This is a genomic window from Methyloversatilis thermotolerans (assembly GCF_000372885.1).
Lineage (GTDB): Bacteria > Pseudomonadota > Gammaproteobacteria > Burkholderiales > Rhodocyclaceae > Methyloversatilis > Methyloversatilis thermotolerans.
In genome coordinates, this window is sequence record NZ_KB889967.1 from 791,447 (window position 1) to 808,230 (window position 16,784).

At 64.6% G+C, this 16,784-nt stretch carries 16 protein-coding genes and 1 tRNA gene; 8 read left to right on the forward strand and 9 right to left on the reverse strand.

Features of this window, described 5'->3' with window-relative positions; genetic code table 11:
- Positions 1–343 precede the first annotated feature (343 nt).
- From A3Q7_RS0103195 to A3Q7_RS21060, 7 genes are all read left to right on the forward strand, one after another.
- Positions 344–904, forward strand: coding sequence for a peroxiredoxin (locus A3Q7_RS0103195; RefSeq protein WP_026225023.1), 561 nt, complete (start codon positions 344–346; stop codon positions 902–904).
- Positions 825–1,304 (forward strand): FKBP-type peptidyl-prolyl cis-trans isomerase, encoded by a 480-nt coding sequence (locus A3Q7_RS0103200; RefSeq protein WP_026224431.1) that lies wholly within the window; start codon positions 825–827, stop codon positions 1,302–1,304. The genes A3Q7_RS0103195 and A3Q7_RS0103200 overlap by 80 nt, the downstream gene beginning before the upstream one ends.
- A 104-nt stretch (positions 1,305–1,408) precedes the next feature.
- The gene (galE, locus tag A3Q7_RS0103205) at positions 1,409–2,422 is read left to right on the forward strand and encodes a UDP-glucose 4-epimerase GalE (protein ID WP_018410408.1); all 1,014 of its coding nucleotides are present in this window, start codon (positions 1,409–1,411) and stop codon (positions 2,420–2,422) included.
- A 115-nt stretch (positions 2,423–2,537) separates the two neighbouring features.
- A complete protein-coding gene (locus tag A3Q7_RS0103210; protein WP_018410409.1) occupies positions 2,538–2,780 on the forward strand; it encodes a hypothetical protein in 243 nt (80 codons plus the stop codon).
- Between the two features lie 70 nt (positions 2,781–2,850).
- Positions 2,851–3,345: a type II secretion system protein gene (locus tag A3Q7_RS0103215; RefSeq protein ID WP_018410410.1), complete on the forward strand. Its 495-nt coding sequence runs from the start codon at positions 2,851–2,853 to the stop codon at positions 3,343–3,345.
- A gap of 6 nt (positions 3,346–3,351) precedes the next feature.
- Positions 3,352–3,732 (forward strand): type II secretion system protein, encoded by a 381-nt coding sequence (locus A3Q7_RS0103220; protein ID WP_018410411.1) that lies wholly within the window; start codon positions 3,352–3,354, stop codon positions 3,730–3,732.
- A gap of 5 nt (positions 3,733–3,737) precedes the next feature.
- Positions 3,738–4,517, forward strand: a complete 780-nt coding sequence (locus A3Q7_RS21060) for a general secretion pathway protein (protein WP_077231391.1) — start codon at positions 3,738–3,740, stop codon at positions 4,515–4,517.
- A gap of 48 nt (positions 4,518–4,565) precedes the next feature.
- On the opposite strand, the gene A3Q7_RS0103230 is transcribed toward A3Q7_RS21060, so the two are convergent.
- The 5 genes from A3Q7_RS0103230 to A3Q7_RS0103250 all read right to left on the reverse strand — a co-directional run bounded on the left by A3Q7_RS0103230 (position 4,566) and on the right by A3Q7_RS0103250 (position 9,730).
- A complete protein-coding gene (locus A3Q7_RS0103230) occupies positions 4,566–5,057 on the reverse strand; it encodes a DUF456 domain-containing protein (RefSeq protein ID WP_018410413.1) in 492 nt (163 codons plus the stop codon).
- Complete coding sequence (locus A3Q7_RS0103235) at positions 5,054–6,172, reverse strand: YbdK family carboxylate-amine ligase (protein WP_018410414.1); 1,119 nt, start codon at positions 6,170–6,172, stop codon at positions 5,054–5,056. The genes A3Q7_RS0103230 and A3Q7_RS0103235 overlap by 4 nt, the downstream gene beginning before the upstream one ends.
- Positions 6,172–7,365 carry a cation:proton antiporter gene (locus A3Q7_RS0103240; protein ID WP_018410415.1) on the reverse strand — a complete coding sequence of 398 codons (1,194 nt, stop codon included), beginning with the start codon at positions 7,363–7,365 and terminating at the stop codon, positions 6,172–6,174. The genes A3Q7_RS0103235 and A3Q7_RS0103240 overlap by 1 nt, the downstream gene beginning before the upstream one ends.
- A gap of 227 nt (positions 7,366–7,592) precedes the next feature.
- Positions 7,593–9,128 (reverse strand): fumarate hydratase, encoded by a 1,536-nt coding sequence (locus tag A3Q7_RS0103245; protein WP_018410416.1) that lies wholly within the window; start codon positions 9,126–9,128, stop codon positions 7,593–7,595.
- Positions 9,129–9,205: 77 nt separating this feature from the next.
- Positions 9,206–9,730 carry a TIGR00645 family protein gene (locus A3Q7_RS0103250; RefSeq protein ID WP_018410417.1) on the reverse strand — a complete coding sequence of 175 codons (525 nt, stop codon included), beginning with the start codon at positions 9,728–9,730 and terminating at the stop codon, positions 9,206–9,208.
- Between the two features lie 231 nt (positions 9,731–9,961).
- Here A3Q7_RS0103250 and acs point away from each other — a divergent pair, with 231 nt between their 5' ends.
- Positions 9,962–11,932: an acetate--CoA ligase gene (acs, locus tag A3Q7_RS0103255; protein WP_026224433.1), complete on the forward strand. Its 1,971-nt coding sequence runs from the start codon at positions 9,962–9,964 to the stop codon at positions 11,930–11,932.
- Positions 11,933–12,691: 759 nt separating this feature from the next.
- Here the strand turns inward: acs and A3Q7_RS0103260 are convergent.
- The 4 genes from A3Q7_RS0103260 to A3Q7_RS0103275 all read right to left on the reverse strand — a co-directional run bounded on the left by A3Q7_RS0103260 (position 12,692) and on the right by A3Q7_RS0103275 (position 15,926).
- The gene (locus A3Q7_RS0103260; protein ID WP_018410419.1) at positions 12,692–13,099 is read right to left on the reverse strand and encodes a hypothetical protein; all 408 of its coding nucleotides are present in this window, start codon (positions 13,097–13,099) and stop codon (positions 12,692–12,694) included.
- Between the two features lie 262 nt (positions 13,100–13,361).
- Positions 13,362–13,451 (reverse strand) — tRNA-Ser (locus A3Q7_RS0103265).
- A 113-nt stretch (positions 13,452–13,564) separates the two neighbouring features.
- Complete coding sequence (locus tag A3Q7_RS0103270; RefSeq protein ID WP_026224434.1) at positions 13,565–15,631, reverse strand: sodium:solute symporter family protein; 2,067 nt, start codon at positions 15,629–15,631, stop codon at positions 13,565–13,567.
- A 1-nt stretch (position 15,632) separates the two neighbouring features.
- Positions 15,633–15,926 (reverse strand): DUF4212 domain-containing protein, encoded by a 294-nt coding sequence (locus A3Q7_RS0103275; protein ID WP_018410421.1) that lies wholly within the window; start codon positions 15,924–15,926, stop codon positions 15,633–15,635.
- Positions 15,927–16,784 lie beyond the last annotated feature (858 nt).

A 16,784-nucleotide genomic window follows, 5' to 3' on the forward strand; every position in this document is an offset into this window, starting at 1 on the left:
GGAAGAACCGTATGCGTACATTTTTTTAATCAATTGAACGTTAAAGATTTTTTAAATTTATTGTTTCGTGTGGCCTCAACCGGGATCTGACTGATGGTGGTGCAATACAACCCATTTGCGTGCGTGGACGCGACGGGATTTCTTACAGCGCGATCGGCGGACATTCTCTGAAAAAAGCCGATCCGGCCCGTCTGTCCGGCGACCGGTCTGGCAGGCGCCCGCTGGAGACCGGATCGGCCGGCATGATCGCTCCTGCGCCGGATCGCCGGCCTGATAGAATCGGCGGCAGTTCCAGAACGTGCGATGTGAGGGTCCGGTCGCGCGGCGTGAATGGGAGGCAGCCATGCTTGAGGCAGGACAACCCGCTCCGCTCTTTGAATTGCCGGATGCCGATCTGGATCTGTTCAATCTTGGCGAACAGCTCGGGCAACATCTGTTCGTGCTTTATTTCTATGCCAGGGACGACACGCCGGGGTGCACCGCGCAGGCCATCGAATTCAGCGAACTCGATGACCGTTTCCGCGACTGCAACTGCGTCGTGCTCGGCGTCAGCCGGGACGAATGTTTCACTCATGCGGATTTTCGCGACAAGCACGGTCTGACCGTGCGCCTGCTGTCGGACGTCGATGCGGACGTCAGCCGGCGCTATGGCGTCTGGCGGGAGCGGGATGTCGATGGAAAGCCGCGCTTCTGCATGACCCGCTCGACCTTCATCATCGATCGGAAAGGTGTCATACGCTACGCCGAATATGGCGTGAATCCGCGCGGGCACGCCGAGCTTGTCCTCGACCGCGTGCGCGCACTGAACATGAAAGGAATCAGGAATGCTCATCACCAAGAACTCGGTAGTCACTCTGAAGTACAGCGTGACCGATCCAGACGGCAATATGGTCGATCCGGGTGAAACGCCGCTGGCCTATCTGCACGGCGGCTATGGCGGCATCTTCGTGCCGATCGAAGAAGCGCTGGAAGGCAAGAAGGTGGGTGACGAGGTGGTCGTCAAGCTGCAACCGGAAGATGCGTTCGGCGAGTACGACGAGGAACTGGTCGAGATCGAGTCGCGGGCGAACTTTCCGGAGAACATCGAAGTCGGCATGCAGTTCGAACGCGTAAGCGAAGAGGGCGAGGAAGAAGGCCTGTATACCGTGACCGACATCGCGGACGACCGTGTCGTGATCGATGGCAACCATCCGCTGGCCGGTACCGCACTGGTGTTCTCGTGCACGGTGGCTGCCGTGCGCGCCGCGTCTGCCGAGGAACTGTCGCACGGCCATGTGCATGGCGATCACGGCCATCATCACTGATCGCTGATCGTTCGGGCCGCACGCGCGGCCTTTGTCGCGCACGCATCGATGCGTCCTCGTGACGCGGACGCATCTCCCATCCGCATCCTTTGCCCGGAGCGCCCATGTCGCGTGTACTCGTGACCGGTGGAGCTGGCTATATCGGCTCGCACACCTGCATCGAACTGCTTGCTGCAGGCCATGATGTCGTCGTGGTCGATAATTTCTGCAACAGCAAACCTGAAGCCATCGCGCGCGTCGAGCGCATCAGCGGACGTGGCATTCCGCTCGTGCAGGCGGATGTGCGCGATCGAGCGGCCATGCGCCAGGTGTTCTCGGCGTACCGGATCGATGCGGTGATCCATTTCGCCGGCCTGAAGGCGGTGGGTGAATCGGTTGCGAAGCCTCTGTCCTACTACGACAACAATGTGTCTGGCACGGTCGCCCTGTGCGAAGTCATGGCGGAGGCGGGTGTCCGGACCCTGGCGTTCTCGTCGTCGGCAACCGTCTATGGCGATCCTGCGTCCGTGCCGATACGCGAGGATTTTCCGACCGGACCGACCAATCCGTATGGACGGTCCAAGTGGATGGTGGAACATGTGCTGCGCGACCTGAGCGCGGCCGACGGCGAATGGCGCATCGCACTGCTGCGCTATTTCAATCCTGTCGGGGCGCATCCGTCGGGCCTGATCGGCGAGGATCCGAACGGCCTGCCCAACAACCTGATGCCCTTCGTCAGTCAGGTGGCCGTCGGCAAGCTGAAGGCGCTGCGCATTTTCGGCGGCGACTGGCCCACGCCGGACGGCACCGGCGTACGCGACTACATCCATGTCGTCGATCTTGCGCAAGGTCATGTGCGGGCCATCGACTATCTGGCCGAACAGCCGGGTCTGCTCACCGTGAACCTCGGTACCGGCCGCGGTTACAGTGTGCTGGACGTGGTGCGCGCCTTCGAACAGGCGAGCGGGCAGCATGTGCCGTTCGACATCGTCGAGCGCAGGCCGGGCGACATCGCCCAGTGCTATGCCGATCCGATGCTCGCAAACCGGCTTCTGGGCTGGAATGCACGGTTCGATCTTGCGCAGATGTGCGCGGATGCGTGGAACTGGCAGCGCAACAACCCGCAGGGCTACCTCTGACGCGGCTTCCGGAAAACGGTGCTCGACATGAAAAAAAACGTGCTGGAAGGACAGGCACGTTCGTGTTACATCTTCGCGTCCACCGACCCGGGTACTGAACGTCAGGAGGTTCCCCATGCATCTCCAAGCCGTGTTCGAAAAAGCCCATGCGCCTGTCGAAGACGACAGCGCGCGCATTTTCCGGCAGTTGCTCGATGCACTGGAACACGACACCCCGTTCGACCTACAGCTCCTCTACCGGCTGTCCTACCCGGATTTCGATACCGCCCTGAACGCCCTGCGCGAATGGCGCTCGCAACGCTATGTGTGGCTGCTCGAGCACGAGGGCGGGCAGCCCTGGCGCAGCCACCTGGGTTGATCCTCCGGCTTCGCCGTCTTCACTGTCCGGCTGTCATCGCTTCGTACGCATGCTGTGCTAGCCTGACCGGATGGTTTCACGATTCGCTTCTCTGTCCCTGCGGCGCGGCTTCACACTGATCGAGCTGATGGTGGTCATCGCCATCATCGGCGTGCTCGCCACCATGGCCATGCCCATGGTGGAGCTGGCGCGCGTGCGTGCCGACGAGGCGGAGCTGCGCACATCGCTGCGCCAGATCCGGACCGCTCTGGATGACTACAAGAAGGCCTGGGACGAAGGGCGCATCGAGAAAAAGGTCGGTGCCAGCGGATATCCGCCCAGCCTCGACGTGCTGGTCAATGGCGTGCGCGACGTCAAGCAGCCGAACGAGGCGCGCATCTATTTCCTGCGCCGCGTCCCGCGCGATCCCTTCAACAAGGACATGTCCATTCCGCCGGAACAGACCTGGGGGCTGCGCAGCTATGCCAGCCCTCCGGATGAACCCGCTCCGGGCGCCGATGTGTTCGACGTGTATTCGCTGTCCAGCCGTACCGGCCTGAATGGCGTTCCTTATCGCAACTGGTAGACCTGCATGAAGCTGCTGCGCAGGGGGTTCACGCTGATCGAGCTGCTCGTGGTGATGGCCATCATCGCCGTGCTGCTCACGATAGCCGCACCCCGCTATTTCGAACATCTGGATCGCTCCAGGGAAGCAACGCTGAAGCAGACGCTGGCGATCACGCGCGACGCGATCGACAAGTTCCGCGGCGACCGTGGCGTCTATCCGCAGAATCTGCAGGAACTGGTCGACAAGCAGTATCTGCGCAAGCTGCCATTCGATCCGGTGACCGACAGCAGCGAAACCTGGATCATCGTGCCGCCGCGCGATACGGCAACCGACACCGGCGTGGCCGACCTCAAGAGCGGCGCCGAAGGGCAGACGCGCGACGGCGTGGCATTCGGCGAGTTGTGACCGGCATGCGCACCCAGCGCGGCTTTTCCTATCTGCTGCTGCTGTTCGCGGTGGCCGTGCTGGGCATCGCCGCCACCGGTACCTCGCTCATGTGGAGCACCTTGTCGCAGACCGAGCGCGAGCGCGAACTGCTGTTCATAGGCGGGGAATTCGGACGCGCCTTGCAGCGCTACTACGACGCCTCGCCGACCGAACCCAGGATGTATCCGGCCCGACTCGAGGATCTGACCGAGGACAAGCGCTTCCAGACACCGGTGCGCCACCTGCGCAAGATCTATGTCGACCCGATGACCGGCAATCGCGACTGGGGCCTGGTCGTGAGCGGCGGGCAGATCCGCGCGATCTACAGCCGATCCGAGAAGAAGGCGCGCATACGGGTGCTGCCGCCCTGGGTGGATACCACCGGCGAGAAGGTGGCGTCGTCGATGAAAACAAGCCTGTCTGCCGCGACCGGCAGCGGCATGCCGAATGCGCAGGGGCAGAACCTTCCGGATTCGCTGGCGCGGCTGCAGAACAGCGCCTTCCCGAGTGCGGTGAATACCCAGATGCAGACCGGGGGACGGGCCTCCGCCGGAACAGCCGGGCAGCAGACTGCGCAAGGAGGCCCGCCCGGCCTGGCGGCGGAAGATCTTCGCCACGCCGACTGGCTGTTCATTCCGGTTGCCGCGTCGACGCAGAATGCCGCGCAGGGGGGGAACGCGACCGATGGCACCAGCCAGCCGGTGACTCCGGCGCAAGAGCTGGAAGGTGCCGCTTCTCCGGGCGTCGCCGTCCCCGGCCGCTGAGTCGACGCGGACCGGCGCGGCGGGTGGTGGGCCGCGTCGATGCGCCGCTCAGGCCACCAGCCAGGCCGCCAGGGCAATGCCCGCCATCATGAATGCGATGGCGACCTTGGCGACGGTGGCGAGCAGCATGCCGACCCAGGTCGCGGCGCCAACGCGTGCGGCCTGCAGCGCATCGCGACGCGCGGCGAACTCGCCGATCGCGGCACCGATCAGCGGCCCGAACAGCAGACCGATCAGACCGGCGAACAGGCCGACAACGGTGCCGACTGCGGCGCCCGCCAAGGCCTGCGGACTGGCGCCCACGCGCTGCGCGCCGATCACGCTGGCGGCCAGATCGATCAGCACCGACAGCACCGTCAGCACCCCGAGTACCGTGAGCGAAACCGTACCCAGATGCTGGAAGCCGTCCAGCCAGGCCATCAGCAGGAAGCCTGCGAACATGAAGGGGATGCCGGGCAGGGCGGGCAGCACCACGCCGGCGAAACCGACGACGACGGCGAGCCAGGCAAGGCTCCACAGCACGATATCGCCAGCGCTCATCGCGAAAAATCCGCCACCGCCGCATCGACCACCGCAAGCAGGCTGCCGGTACGGGCATGCACCCCGCGCAGCCGGCACGCGTCATTGCCATCGCGCTTCACCATGTCGTGCAAGGCGGTCAGGGCTTCGTGCGAGCCCAGCCGCTCGGCGTGCGGCAGGACGCGCTGCAGCGTACCCAGTATGTCGTCGCGCAGCGGAAGCGCAGCGTGGCCGCGCGGATGCACGATCAGGCCTTCAAGTCCGAAGCGGCAGGCCTGGAAGCGGTTGTAGGTGTACACGAGATAGTCGTCTTCCTGCGGCGCCGGGTCCTCGCCGGCCAGGATGAGGCTGCACAGCGCCTGCAGATAGACCGCGATCTGTGCCGCGCGATCCACCGTGAGCGGCGTGTCGCACACGCGCAGCTCTATCGTTCCGAATTCGGGTTTGGGCCGGATGTCCCAGTAGAAATCCTTCATGCTGCGCACGATGCCGGTGTCTTCCATGCGCACGAAGTACTCGCGTTCGAAGCGGGCCCAGTCGAGCACGAAGGGCGCGCGTCCGCTGAGCGGGAAGGCGAACACCGAATTCAGCCGCGACGAATCGAACAGCGTGTCGCTGCCCTGCGAAAAGGGCGATGAGGCCGACAGCGCGATGAAGTGCGGCAGATAGCGCCCCAGCGCATGCAGCACGCGCAGCGCGCTGTCGGCGTCCGGCATGCCGATGTGCACATGCTGTCCGAATACCGTGAACTGCTTGGCCAGATAGCCATAGAGGCCGGACAGTTGCTGGAAACGGGGGGCCGAGAATATCCGCCGTTCGTGCCACTGCTGGAACGGGTGGGTGCCGCCGCCGCACAGCGACACATTCAGCCGCGCCGCATCTTCCAGCAATGCATCGCGTATGGCATGCAACTGCGCACGCAGCAAGGGATAGCGCTCGTGTATGCCGGTCGCCACCTCTATCATGCTGTCCGTCATTTCCGGCTTGATGTCGCCCGGAAAGCTGCGCCGGCCCGCAAGTTCCAGCAGGTCCGCCGCGGCCGAGGCCAGATCGCGGTCGTGTTCTCCGACCAGTTGCAGTTCCAGTTCCACGCCCATGCTGAGCGCGGCCGACGGATGGAAATTCTCGAGTGGCATCAGTGCATGTCCTTGCGTCGGGATTCTCCGGCCAGTCGCAGCGCCCATTGGGTGCACACCGGACCGATGAACTCCATCACGATCATCATGCCGGCGATCGCGGCCAGCGCGCCATCCGCAAGCCCGAAGCCCGCGTGCCGGCTGTATTCCAGCAGCAGCAGCGCGAAGGTGGACAGGGGCGCCAGCGCGAGCCCGCTCAACGCACCCTTGCGCGTGCTGGTCCCGCTCACATGGGCGAACAGCGCGGTGGCGGACATCTTCGCGGCGATGCGGCCGGCCGACAGCAGCACGGCGAGCGCCAGCCCGCTTGCCGTGCTCGGCCACTGCGCCATGCCGGCCACGTATACGAAAAGGAACACGGTGAGCAGATCGCCCAGCACGCCGAAGTTGCGCTGCGCCGGCGTAAGCATGTGGTGCCGCCTGCGTATGAGCACGCCCAGCGTGAGCGCAGCCAGCAGGGGCGAAACGTTCACGCCCTGGGTGAGCAGCGTCACCAGCATCACGGCCAGTGCGAACACGATGGTCACGCCGGTTTCGTCGGCCCGGAACAGGCGCAGCAGACGCGGCAGCGGGAGCCCGACCAGAATGCCGCAGCCCACCGACACCGCGACGATCACCAGGCTGTTCCACACGGCAACGGTCGCGCTGCCGGACGCCAGCAACTGCCAGTAGCCGATGGCCACCTTCATCAGCAGCACCGACAGCAGGCAGTTGATCGCGCACAGATGCAGCGCGCGCTCGGTCACCTGGCCGGATCCGCGCATGTCGTTGACCACGCGCACCAGTGCTGCCGGCGAGGTGGCGACCGACAGCGCACCGATTACCATGGCAATGTCGTCCGGCTGGCCCAGCGCGAGCGCGACCCCACGCACGACGAAGAAGGTGAGCAGCGATTCGACGATGCCGGTGATGGCGATCCAGGGATTGGTCACCAGCCAGCGCAGATTGATGCGGTGTCCCAGCTCGAACAGGAAAAGACCCAGCGAGAAGTTCGCCAGGAAGGTGAATGCCGCTTGCGCTTCCGGTTCATCCGGCATGCCGCCCCAACTGCCGTAGACGATGCCTGCCAGCGAATAGGCGCATACGCGCGGCACGCCCAGGCCACGGTGCGCAATCTCGCCCGCCAGCCACGCGGCGAGCAGCACCGCGGGCCAGCCGACCAGAGCGAACATGCGTCCTGCTTCGAAGATCATGGGCTCCTCCGAGGGTGGATGCGCCTCGCACGATGTCGCACCCTGGGTGGCGTCGCGACGGGGCATCTTCAAGGTCGATGGCTCTTCATCCGGGCGGGCTTGTGGACCGCGATGACCGGGGCGAAGTGCAGGGAGGCGGACCGGCCCTGGCCGGTCCGGGAGCCGCGTGCTGGCGCTCCCTGATTGAGGGGGCCGGCGCTGCCGGCTTCAGGATGGGCGGTAGGGTATCACGCGGTCGCGACCGGAATCTTGCCTATCTTCGCCTGCCATTCGCGCGGGCCGGTGTCGTGCACCGAGGTGCCGCCGGAATCCACGGCGACCGTGACCGGCATGTCCACCACCTCGAATTCGTAGATGGCCTCCATGCCCAGGTCTTCGAAGCCCACCACCTTCGCCGCCTTGATCGCCTTGGATACCAGGTAGGCCGCGCCGCCGACCGCCATCAGATACGCGCTCTTGTGTTTGCGGATGGCCTCGATCGCCGCCGGACCGCGCTCGGACTTGCCGACCATGGAAATGAGGCCGGTCTGCGCCAGCATCATTTCGGTGAACTTGTCCATGCGGGTGGCGGTGGTCGGGCCGGCCGGGCCGACCACTTCGTCGCGCACCGGATCGACCGGGCCGACGTAGTAGATGACGCGGTTGGTGAAGTCCACCGGCAGCTTCTCGCCCCTGGCCAGCATGTCGGCGATGCGCTTGTGCGCGGCGTCGCGGCCGGTGAGCATCCGGCCGTTGAGCAGCAGGGTCTGGCCCGGCTTCCACGAAGCCACTTCCTCGCGCGTCAGCGTGTTCAGGTCGACCCGCTTCGACGTCTTGGTATCCGCCTGCCAGGTCACCGCCGGCCAGTCCTCGAGGCGCGGCGGTTCGAGCTTGGCCGGGCCGGAGCCGTCGAGATGGAAATGCACATGGCGGGTGGCGGCGCAGTTCGGAATCATCGCCACCGGCAGCGAAGCGGCGTGCGTCGGATAGTCGAGGATCTTCACGTCGAGCACGGTGGACAGGCCGCCCAGCCCCTGCGCGCCTATGCCCAGCGCGTTGACCTTCTCCATCAGTTCCAGCCGCAGTTCCTCGATGCGCGTGAGCTTCTCGCCGCGTGCCGCCTTGTCGGCGACGATCTGGATATTCACCGGCTCCATCAGCGATTCCTTCGCCAGCAGCATGGCCTTTTCCGGCGTACCGCCTATGCCTATGCCCAGCATGCCCGGCGGGCACCAGCCGGCGCCCATGGTGGGCACCGTCTTCAGCACCCAGTCCACGATGGAATCGGACGGGTTCAGCATGACCATTTTCGACTTGTTCTCCGAACCGCCACCCTTCGCTGCGCAGATCACCTCGACATGATCCCCCGGCACGATTTCGTAATGGATGACCGCCGGCGTGTTGTCCTTCGAATTCCTGCGGCTGCCGGCCGGGTCGAGCAGCACCGAGGCGCGCAGCGTGTTGTCCGGATGCAGATAGGCGCGGCGCACGCCCTCGTTGACCATGTCGGTCACGCTCATGGTCGCGTCCCAGCGCACATTCATGCCCACCTTCAGGAAGACCACCGCAATGCCGGTGTCCTGGCAGATCGGTCGCTTGCCTTCCGCACACATGCGCGAATTGGTCAGGATCTGCGCGATCGCATCGCGCGCCGCTGGCGACTGTTCCCGCTCGTAGGCCGCACCCAGCGCCTGGATGAAGTCGAGCGGGTGATAACAGGAAATGAACTGGAAGGCATCGGCGATGGACTGGATGAAATGGTCCTGGCGGATGGGCTGGCTCATGGAAAAGTCCTCTTCGGTGGTGAAGCCGCTTCTGGCGGCACGCACCGGAGACCGCGGGTAGCGGCTCCGGCGATCGTTCAGTGATGCTGCTTGTTGAGCACCAGCGTCTGCGTCATCAGCTTGTCGGTATAGGCCATGGCCATGGCCGACGCCACGAACACCATGTGGATCACCACCTGCCACAGCACCACGCGGTCCTCGAGCTGGCCGGCGTTGATGAAGGTCTTCAGCAGGTGGATGGCGGAAATGCCGATCAGTGCGGTGGCGAGCTTCACTTTCAGCACGCCCGCGTTCACATGGGACAGCCACTCGGGCTGGTCCGGGTGGTCTTCGAGGTTCAGTCGCGACACGAAGGTTTCGTAGCCGCCGACAATGACCATGATGAGCAGGTTGGCAATCATCACCACATCGATCAGACCCAGCACGATGAGCATGATGTCCGTCTCGGTGAGGTTGCCGATGCGGTGCACCAAGTGCGAAAGTTCCACCATGAACAGGTAGACGTACACCGCCTGGGCGACGATGAGACCGAAGTAGAGCGGGGCTTGCAGCCAGCGGCTGGCAAAGATGCAGCTTTTTAGAACACGTCCAAGATTCGTCATCGCAACTCAGATATAAGACAAAAGACCGGGCTGATATTACCATCCGCACCTTGCAGCCCGGCCGGACCAGGGTGCGTAAGCGCACTGTAAGTCGTACTGGCTGTAATCGCAGCAAAAAGGCAGCAAAAAATGAGCGCGCTTGCGCGCCTGTCGGTGGCTCACAAGGCCATTCGTTGCATGCCGGCGCGCTTGCCGGTGTGCGAGAACAGTTCGAGTGATGGAGGAGGTTGTATGTCAGAAGCAACTGAAGTTCGCGTCTACGAGCCCTCGCAGGACATGGTGCGCAATGCCGCCGTGTCAGGCATGGATGCCTACAAGGCTCTGTGCGCCGAGGCGGAGCGCGATTACGAAGGGTACTGGGCGCGTCTCGCACGCGAGCACGTGAGCTGGAAGACGCCGTTCACACGCACCCTGAACGAGGACAACCGGCCGTTCTTCAAGTGGTTCGAGGACGGTACGCTGAACGTGTCCTACAACTGCCTGGACCGCAATATCGAGGCCGGCCTGGGCGACAAGACCGCCATCATTTTCGAAGCCGACGACGGCACGGTCACTCACGTGAGCTACAGCGACCTGCTGGGCCGCGTGTGCCGGCTGGCCAATGCGCTGCGCGCCAGGGGCGTCAAGAAGGGCGATCGCGTCGTGATCTATCTGCCGATGTCGATCGAAGGCATTGTCGCGATGCAGGCCTGCGCCCGCATCGGCGCCACCCACTCGGTGGTGTTCGGCGGCTTCTCCGCGCAGTCGCTGCGCGACCGCATCAATGACGCGGGCGCCGTCATGCTGATCACCGCGGACGAACAGTGCCGCGGCGGCAAGAACATCCCGCTCAAGCCCATCGTCGACGAAGCCTTCGGCATGGGCGGCTGCGAATCCTGCAAGACCGTCATCGTCTACAGGCGCACCGGTGGCGCCTGCAACATGGTCGCGGGCCGCGACGTGTGGCTGCACGAAGCGCTCGAAGGACAGGCGGATACCTGCGAACCCGAATGGGTCGATGCCGAGCATCCGCTGTTCCTGCTCTACACCTCGGGCTCGACCGGCAAGCCCAAGGGCGTCCAGCACTCCACCGGCGGCTATCTGCTGCATGCGGTGCTCACCATGAAGTGGACCTTCGACATCAAGCCTTCCGATGTCTTCTGGTGTACCGCCGACATAGGCTGGGTCACCGGCCACACCTACATCACCTACGGCCCGCTGGCCTGCGGCGCGACCGAAATCGTGTTCGAGGGCGTGCCGACCTACCCGGACGCCGGCCGCTTCTGGAAAATGATCCAGGACCACAAGGCCACCGTGTTCTACACCGCGCCGACCGCCATCCGCTCGCTCATCAAGGCGGCGGAAGCCAATTCGGCCGTGCATCCGAAGAGCTACGACCTGTCCAGCCTGCGCCTGCTCGGTTCGGTCGGCGAGCCGATCAATCCGGCGGCCTGGGAGTGGTACTACCGAATGGTCGGCGGCAGCCGTTGCCCCATCGTCGACACCTTCTGGCAGACCGAAACCGGCGGTCACATGATCACGCCGCTGCCCGGCGTCACGCCCATGGTGCCCGGTTCCTGCACCTTGCCCTTCCCCGGCATACAGGCGGCCATCGTCGATGAGACCGGCCATGACGTGCCGTGGGGGCAGGGCGGCATCCTGGTGGTCAAGAAGCCGTGGCCGTCGATGATCCGCACCATCTGGGGCGACCCGGACCGCTTCGTCAAGAGCTACTACCCGGCCGATTTCCAGGGGCGCTATTACCTGGCCGGCGACGGCGCGATCCGCGACGCGAAGAACGGCTACTTCACCATCACCGGCCGCATCGACGACGTGCTCAACGTGTCGGGTCACCGCATGGGCACCATGGAAATCGAATCGGCCCTGGTGGCGCACCCGCTGGTGGCCGAGGCGGCCGTCGTGGGCCGTCCGGATGACCTGACCGGTGAAGCCATCTGCGCCTTCGTGGTGCTCAAGCGTTCGCGACCCACCGGCGACGAAGCCAAGCAGATCGCCAACGAGCTGCGCAACTGGGTGGGCAAGGAAATCGGTCCGATCGCCAAGCCGAAGGACATCCGTTTCGGCGACAACCTGCCCAAGACCCGCTCCGGCAAGATCATGCGCCGCCTGCTGCGTTCCATCGCGAAGGGCGAACAGATCACGCAGGACACCTCGACGCTGGAAAACCCCGCCATCCTTGATCAGTTGGCACAGACCCTCTGATCCGGCCCCGCAGGGCCGAAGCAGGGCGCGACCCGCAAAGGTCGCGCCCTTTTTTCATCCCTTGGCACCCCGGACAGAGGCATTGCGGGAGCGGGCTTGCCCGGACCGCGAACGGAGCCCGGCTTTCGTGAGAGCGGGCTCGCCCGCGATGCAGCTTCGAACTAAGCCTGCGGCCGGCATGCGCCGTATCGCGGCCAGAGGTCGCTCCCACAAGAACTCGCGACAAACATGAGCGGAGCCAGGGTTTGGTGGGAGCGGGCTCGCCCGCGATGCAGCTTCGAACTAAGCCGTCGGCGGGCATGCGCCGTATCGCGGCCAGAGGCCGCTCCCACAAGAACTCGCGACAAACACGAGCGGAGCCAGGGTTTGGTGGGAGCGGGCTTGCCCGCGATGCAGCCCCGAACGAAGCCTGCGGCGTGCCAATGCCGCATCGCGGCCAGAGGCCGCTCCCACAAGAACTCGCGACAAACACGAGCGGAGCCAGGGTTTGGTGGGAGCGGGCTTGCCCGCGATGCAGCTTCGAACTAAGCCGTCGGCCGGCATGCGCCGCATCGCGGCCAGAGGCCGCTCCCACAAGAACTCGCGACAAACACGAGCGGAGCCAGGGTTTGGTGGGAGCGGGCTTGCCCGCGATGCAGCTTCAAACGAAGCCCGCGGTACGCATGAGCCGCATCGCGGCCACAGGCCGCTCCCACAAAAGCTCGCGACAAACACGAGCGGAGCCAGGGTCTGGTGGGAACGGGCTTGCCCGGACAACCCTCAGCGCCTGAGCAAGCGGTGCTCGGCGTATTCGGCGTGACTCCAGCGAAGGCCGGTCTTCAGGCGCGCTGTGCTGCCCTGAGCGCCGGATACGGAGAATCGACAATTGAGCGTGATGTCGCCATCCTCGAATTCCGACTCGGTCTTGCTGCCCTTGTCACATGCGAGCGACTTGCCGTCAAGCGCGGTTTCGATCTTCAGGCGGGTGTCGTCATGGCTGCCCGAGAAGGTCGCCTGAAACTCGAACTGCTGCGGCGCGGCCGCGAGCGGAATGAGGCATACGACATCCATGGTCGCCGGGGTGCTCGATTCGACCTGACACGCCGGTTCGGGTGCGGCGTGAGCAAGCGCGACAAAAGGCGCCAGGCAGAACAGGGTGCGGAATAGATGCCTCGCGGCTCGGTTCATGACTTGAGATTCCCGGACGATCAAAGGCTGCCAGTCTGCCGCGACAACTTTACAGCCGTGCTGCGGCAAGAACAGAGTCGCGGACGCGGGAGCGAAGTCAAGAAACGAAGGAAAGGCCGGGCCCGTTCGCCGCCTGGCCCGAAACGACTGCGGACGGAGCAAGGGCCTTGCGGACGACCGCGGCATATCCCGGATGCGGGACATGGCGCGATGTTGGGTGCAACAAAAAAGCGCCCCGAAAGGCGCTTGCTTGCTGAATGCGTGGCGGAGAGGGCGGGATTCGAACCCGCGTTAGGCTTTCACCTAAACACGCTTTCCAGGCGTGCGACTTAAACCACTCATCCACCTCTCCTGCAAAGAGGCGCGACTATATCAGAATCCGGCGATTTTCTGTGCGTGCGCCCGGCCCTCGCGGATCTGCCGGCGCGCCGGCCGCTGTCCGCCCTGCGGGTCGTTCGCGGGACTTCAGTACGCGCCGGGATCGCTGTCTCCGCCCTGCCGGCCGCCGTCGAGCCGCGGATAGCGCAGGTTTTCGACCATGTCCTGGGTATCCTGGTCAGGTGCCGGCGTGAGCAGGCTGACAACGACGATCACGACGAAGCCGGCGGGAATGCCGAAGAAGCCGGACGAGATGGGTTCCACACCGAACCAGGCATTGGACGGGTCGCCACCGAAGAAGGGATGGGTGGTCGACGCGTAATACAGGCTCACCGCCAGCCCGGTCAGCATGCCGGCCACCGCGCCCTGCTTGTTCGCCCGCTTCCAGAACACGCCGCACACGAGCGCCGGGAAGAAAGCCGACGCAGCGAGCGAAAAGGCGAATCCGACCATGAAGAGGATGCTGTCCGGCTTGAGCGATGCGGTATAGGCGGCGACCAATGCGACCACCAGCAGCAGCGCCTTGGAAATGACCAGCCGTCGCTGGGTCGAGGCCTGCGGATCGATCACCTTGTAATACACGTCGTGCGACATGGCGTTGGCGATGGTGAGCAGCAGTCCGTCAGCGGTGGACAGCGCCGCCGCCAGCCCGCCTGCGGCAACCAGACCGGAAATGACGTAGGGCAGACCGGCGATTTCCGGCGTGGCCAGCACGATCACGTCGGTATTGAGCGACAGTTCCGCCAGTTGCAGCAGTCCGTCGCCATTGATGTCCTCGATCTTCACCAGTCCCACCTTGCCCCAGGACGCGACCCAGCCAGGCAGCGATGCAATGGTGGTGCCGACCAGGGTGTCGTACACCTCCCATTTCGCGAACACGGCATAGGCCGGCGCGGTGACGTAGAGCAGGAAAATGAAGAACAGCGACCAGAATACCGATTGCCGCGCCTCCTTCACGCTGGGCGTGGTGTAGTAGCGCATCAGGATGTGCGGCAATGAAGCCGTACCCACCGTCAGGCAGACCACCAGGGCGATGAAATTGAGGCGTCTGGTGTCGGATTCGTCCTCGTTGCGCCCCGCATGGGCCGCCGTATGCGGCTGCGGAGGACGTGCCTTGGCATCCGCCTGCTTCAGCGCGTCGCCCCAGATACGGCGCGCTTCCGCCTCGTCGCGCGGCATATTGCGCAATCCCATCTCGGCCGCCGCAAGTTCCTTGGCCGGTGCGTTGGCCACCTTCAGTGTTTCCAGCCGCGCAGTCAGCGCCGTGCGCTCGGCCTCCAGCGATGCGGGTAGACCCCGGATCTTGGCCGCGTAGTCGTCGGCACGCTGCTGGTAGAGCGTATTGACGGCCAGCTCGTCCGGCGCGGTGAAAAGCTGTGCCTCCTTCGCCGACAGCTTTTCCAGCACCTGCCCGTAGATCGCCTGTGGCAAGGGGATGCCGGTTACCTTGGTGGACAGGATGACCACCGGGATGAGATAGGCGAGGATGAGGATGATGTACTGGGCCACCTGCGTCCAGGTGACCGCGCGCATGCCGCCGAGGAAGGAGCACACGAGAATGCCCGCCAGACCGACGAATACGCCCACTTCGAACTCCAGCCCGACGAAACGGCTGGTGATCAGGCCCACCCCGTAGATCTGCGCCACGACATAGGTGAATGAGGCCAGTATGGTCGCGCCCACGCCTATCATGCGCGCGAGATTGCCGCCGTAGCGGGCACCCAGGAAATCGGGGATGGTGTATTCACCGAACTTGCGCAGATATGGTGCAAGCAACAGCGCCACCAGACAGTAGCCGCCGGTCCAGCCCAGCACGAAGGCCAGCCCCTGATAGCCGCTGAAATAGAGCGTGCCGGCGAGGCCGATGAATGACGCCGCCGACATCCAGTCGGCACCGGTCGCCATGCCATTGAACAGGGCGGGAACGCGGCGGCCGGCGACGTAATACTCCGACACGTCCGCCGTACGGCTCATCACACCGATGCCGGCATACAGCGCAATGGTGGCGAACATGAACACATAGCCTATCCATTGCGAAGGCATGCCGAGCTGTTCGCCGATCGCAAGCAGGACGACGAACAGCACGAAGCCGCCGGTGTACCAGGCGTACATCCGCCTGAGCTGGCGATTGAACTGTGACTGTCGGTTCGGCATGTCAGTCCTCCTGCACGCCGTGCTCGCGATCCAGGCGGTTCATCGTCCACGCGTAGTAGCCGATGATGAGCACATAGATGATCAGCGAGCCCTGAGCACCCATGTAGAAAGCCAGCGGCCAGCCAAGAAAGGTGATGCGGTTGAGCGCCTGCGCGTAATAGATGGGCAGGAAGGTGACCGCCAGCCAGATCAGGATGAGGACGATGGTGATGCGCAGATTGCGCCGCCAGTACCGGCGATGGCTTTCCGACAACTGCATGCAGGGCTCCTCCGCGCGCGATGTGCGGGGCGGCATGGGTGCCACCTCGACAACCGCAGCGTTCTTGTGATGTGCGCGTCATCATGCAGATGAGACTTACGGAATACTTACGCATCCGCGCATCGGTCCTTGCGCGCAAAGGCATGGTTCGCGCGTCAAGCGAACTTTTGTGTGACCGGTCGCAGGCCGCGATACGGCGCATGCCGGCCGCCGGCTTCGCTCGAGAGCTGATCGCGGGCAAGCCCGCTCCCACCAAACCCCGGCTCCGTTCGTGGTCAGGGCGGACTTTGGTGGGAGCGGCCTCTGGCCGCGATGCGACGCATGCCGGCCGCGGGCTTCGTTCGAGAGCTGATCGCGGGCAAGCCCGCTCCCACCAAACCCCGGCTCCGTTCGTGTTTGTCGCGAGTTTTTGTGGGAGTGGCCTCTGGCCGCGATACGGCGCATGCCGGCCGCGGGCTTCGTTCGAGGCTGAATCGCGGGCAAGCCCGCTCCCACTAAACCCCGGCTCCGTTCGTGTTTGTCGCGAGCTTTTGTGGGAGCGGCCTCTGGCCGCGATGGGGCACATGCCGGCCGCCGGCTTCGTTCGAGAGCTGATCGCGGGCAAGCCCGCTCCCAACAAACCCCGGCTCCGTTCGTGGTCAGGGCGGACTTTGGTGGGAGCGGCCTCTGGCCGCGATGCGGCGCATGCCGGCCGCCGGCTTCGTTCGAGAGCTGATCGCGGGCAAGCCCGCTCCCACGAAACCCCGGCTCCGTTCGTGTTTGTCGCGAGTTCTTGTGGGAGCGGCCTCTGGCCGCGATACGGCGCATGCCGGCCGCGGGCTTCGCTCGAGGCTGCATCGCGGGCAATCCCGTTCGCCCTCACCCCCGGCCCCTCTCCCACTGATGTGGGAGAGG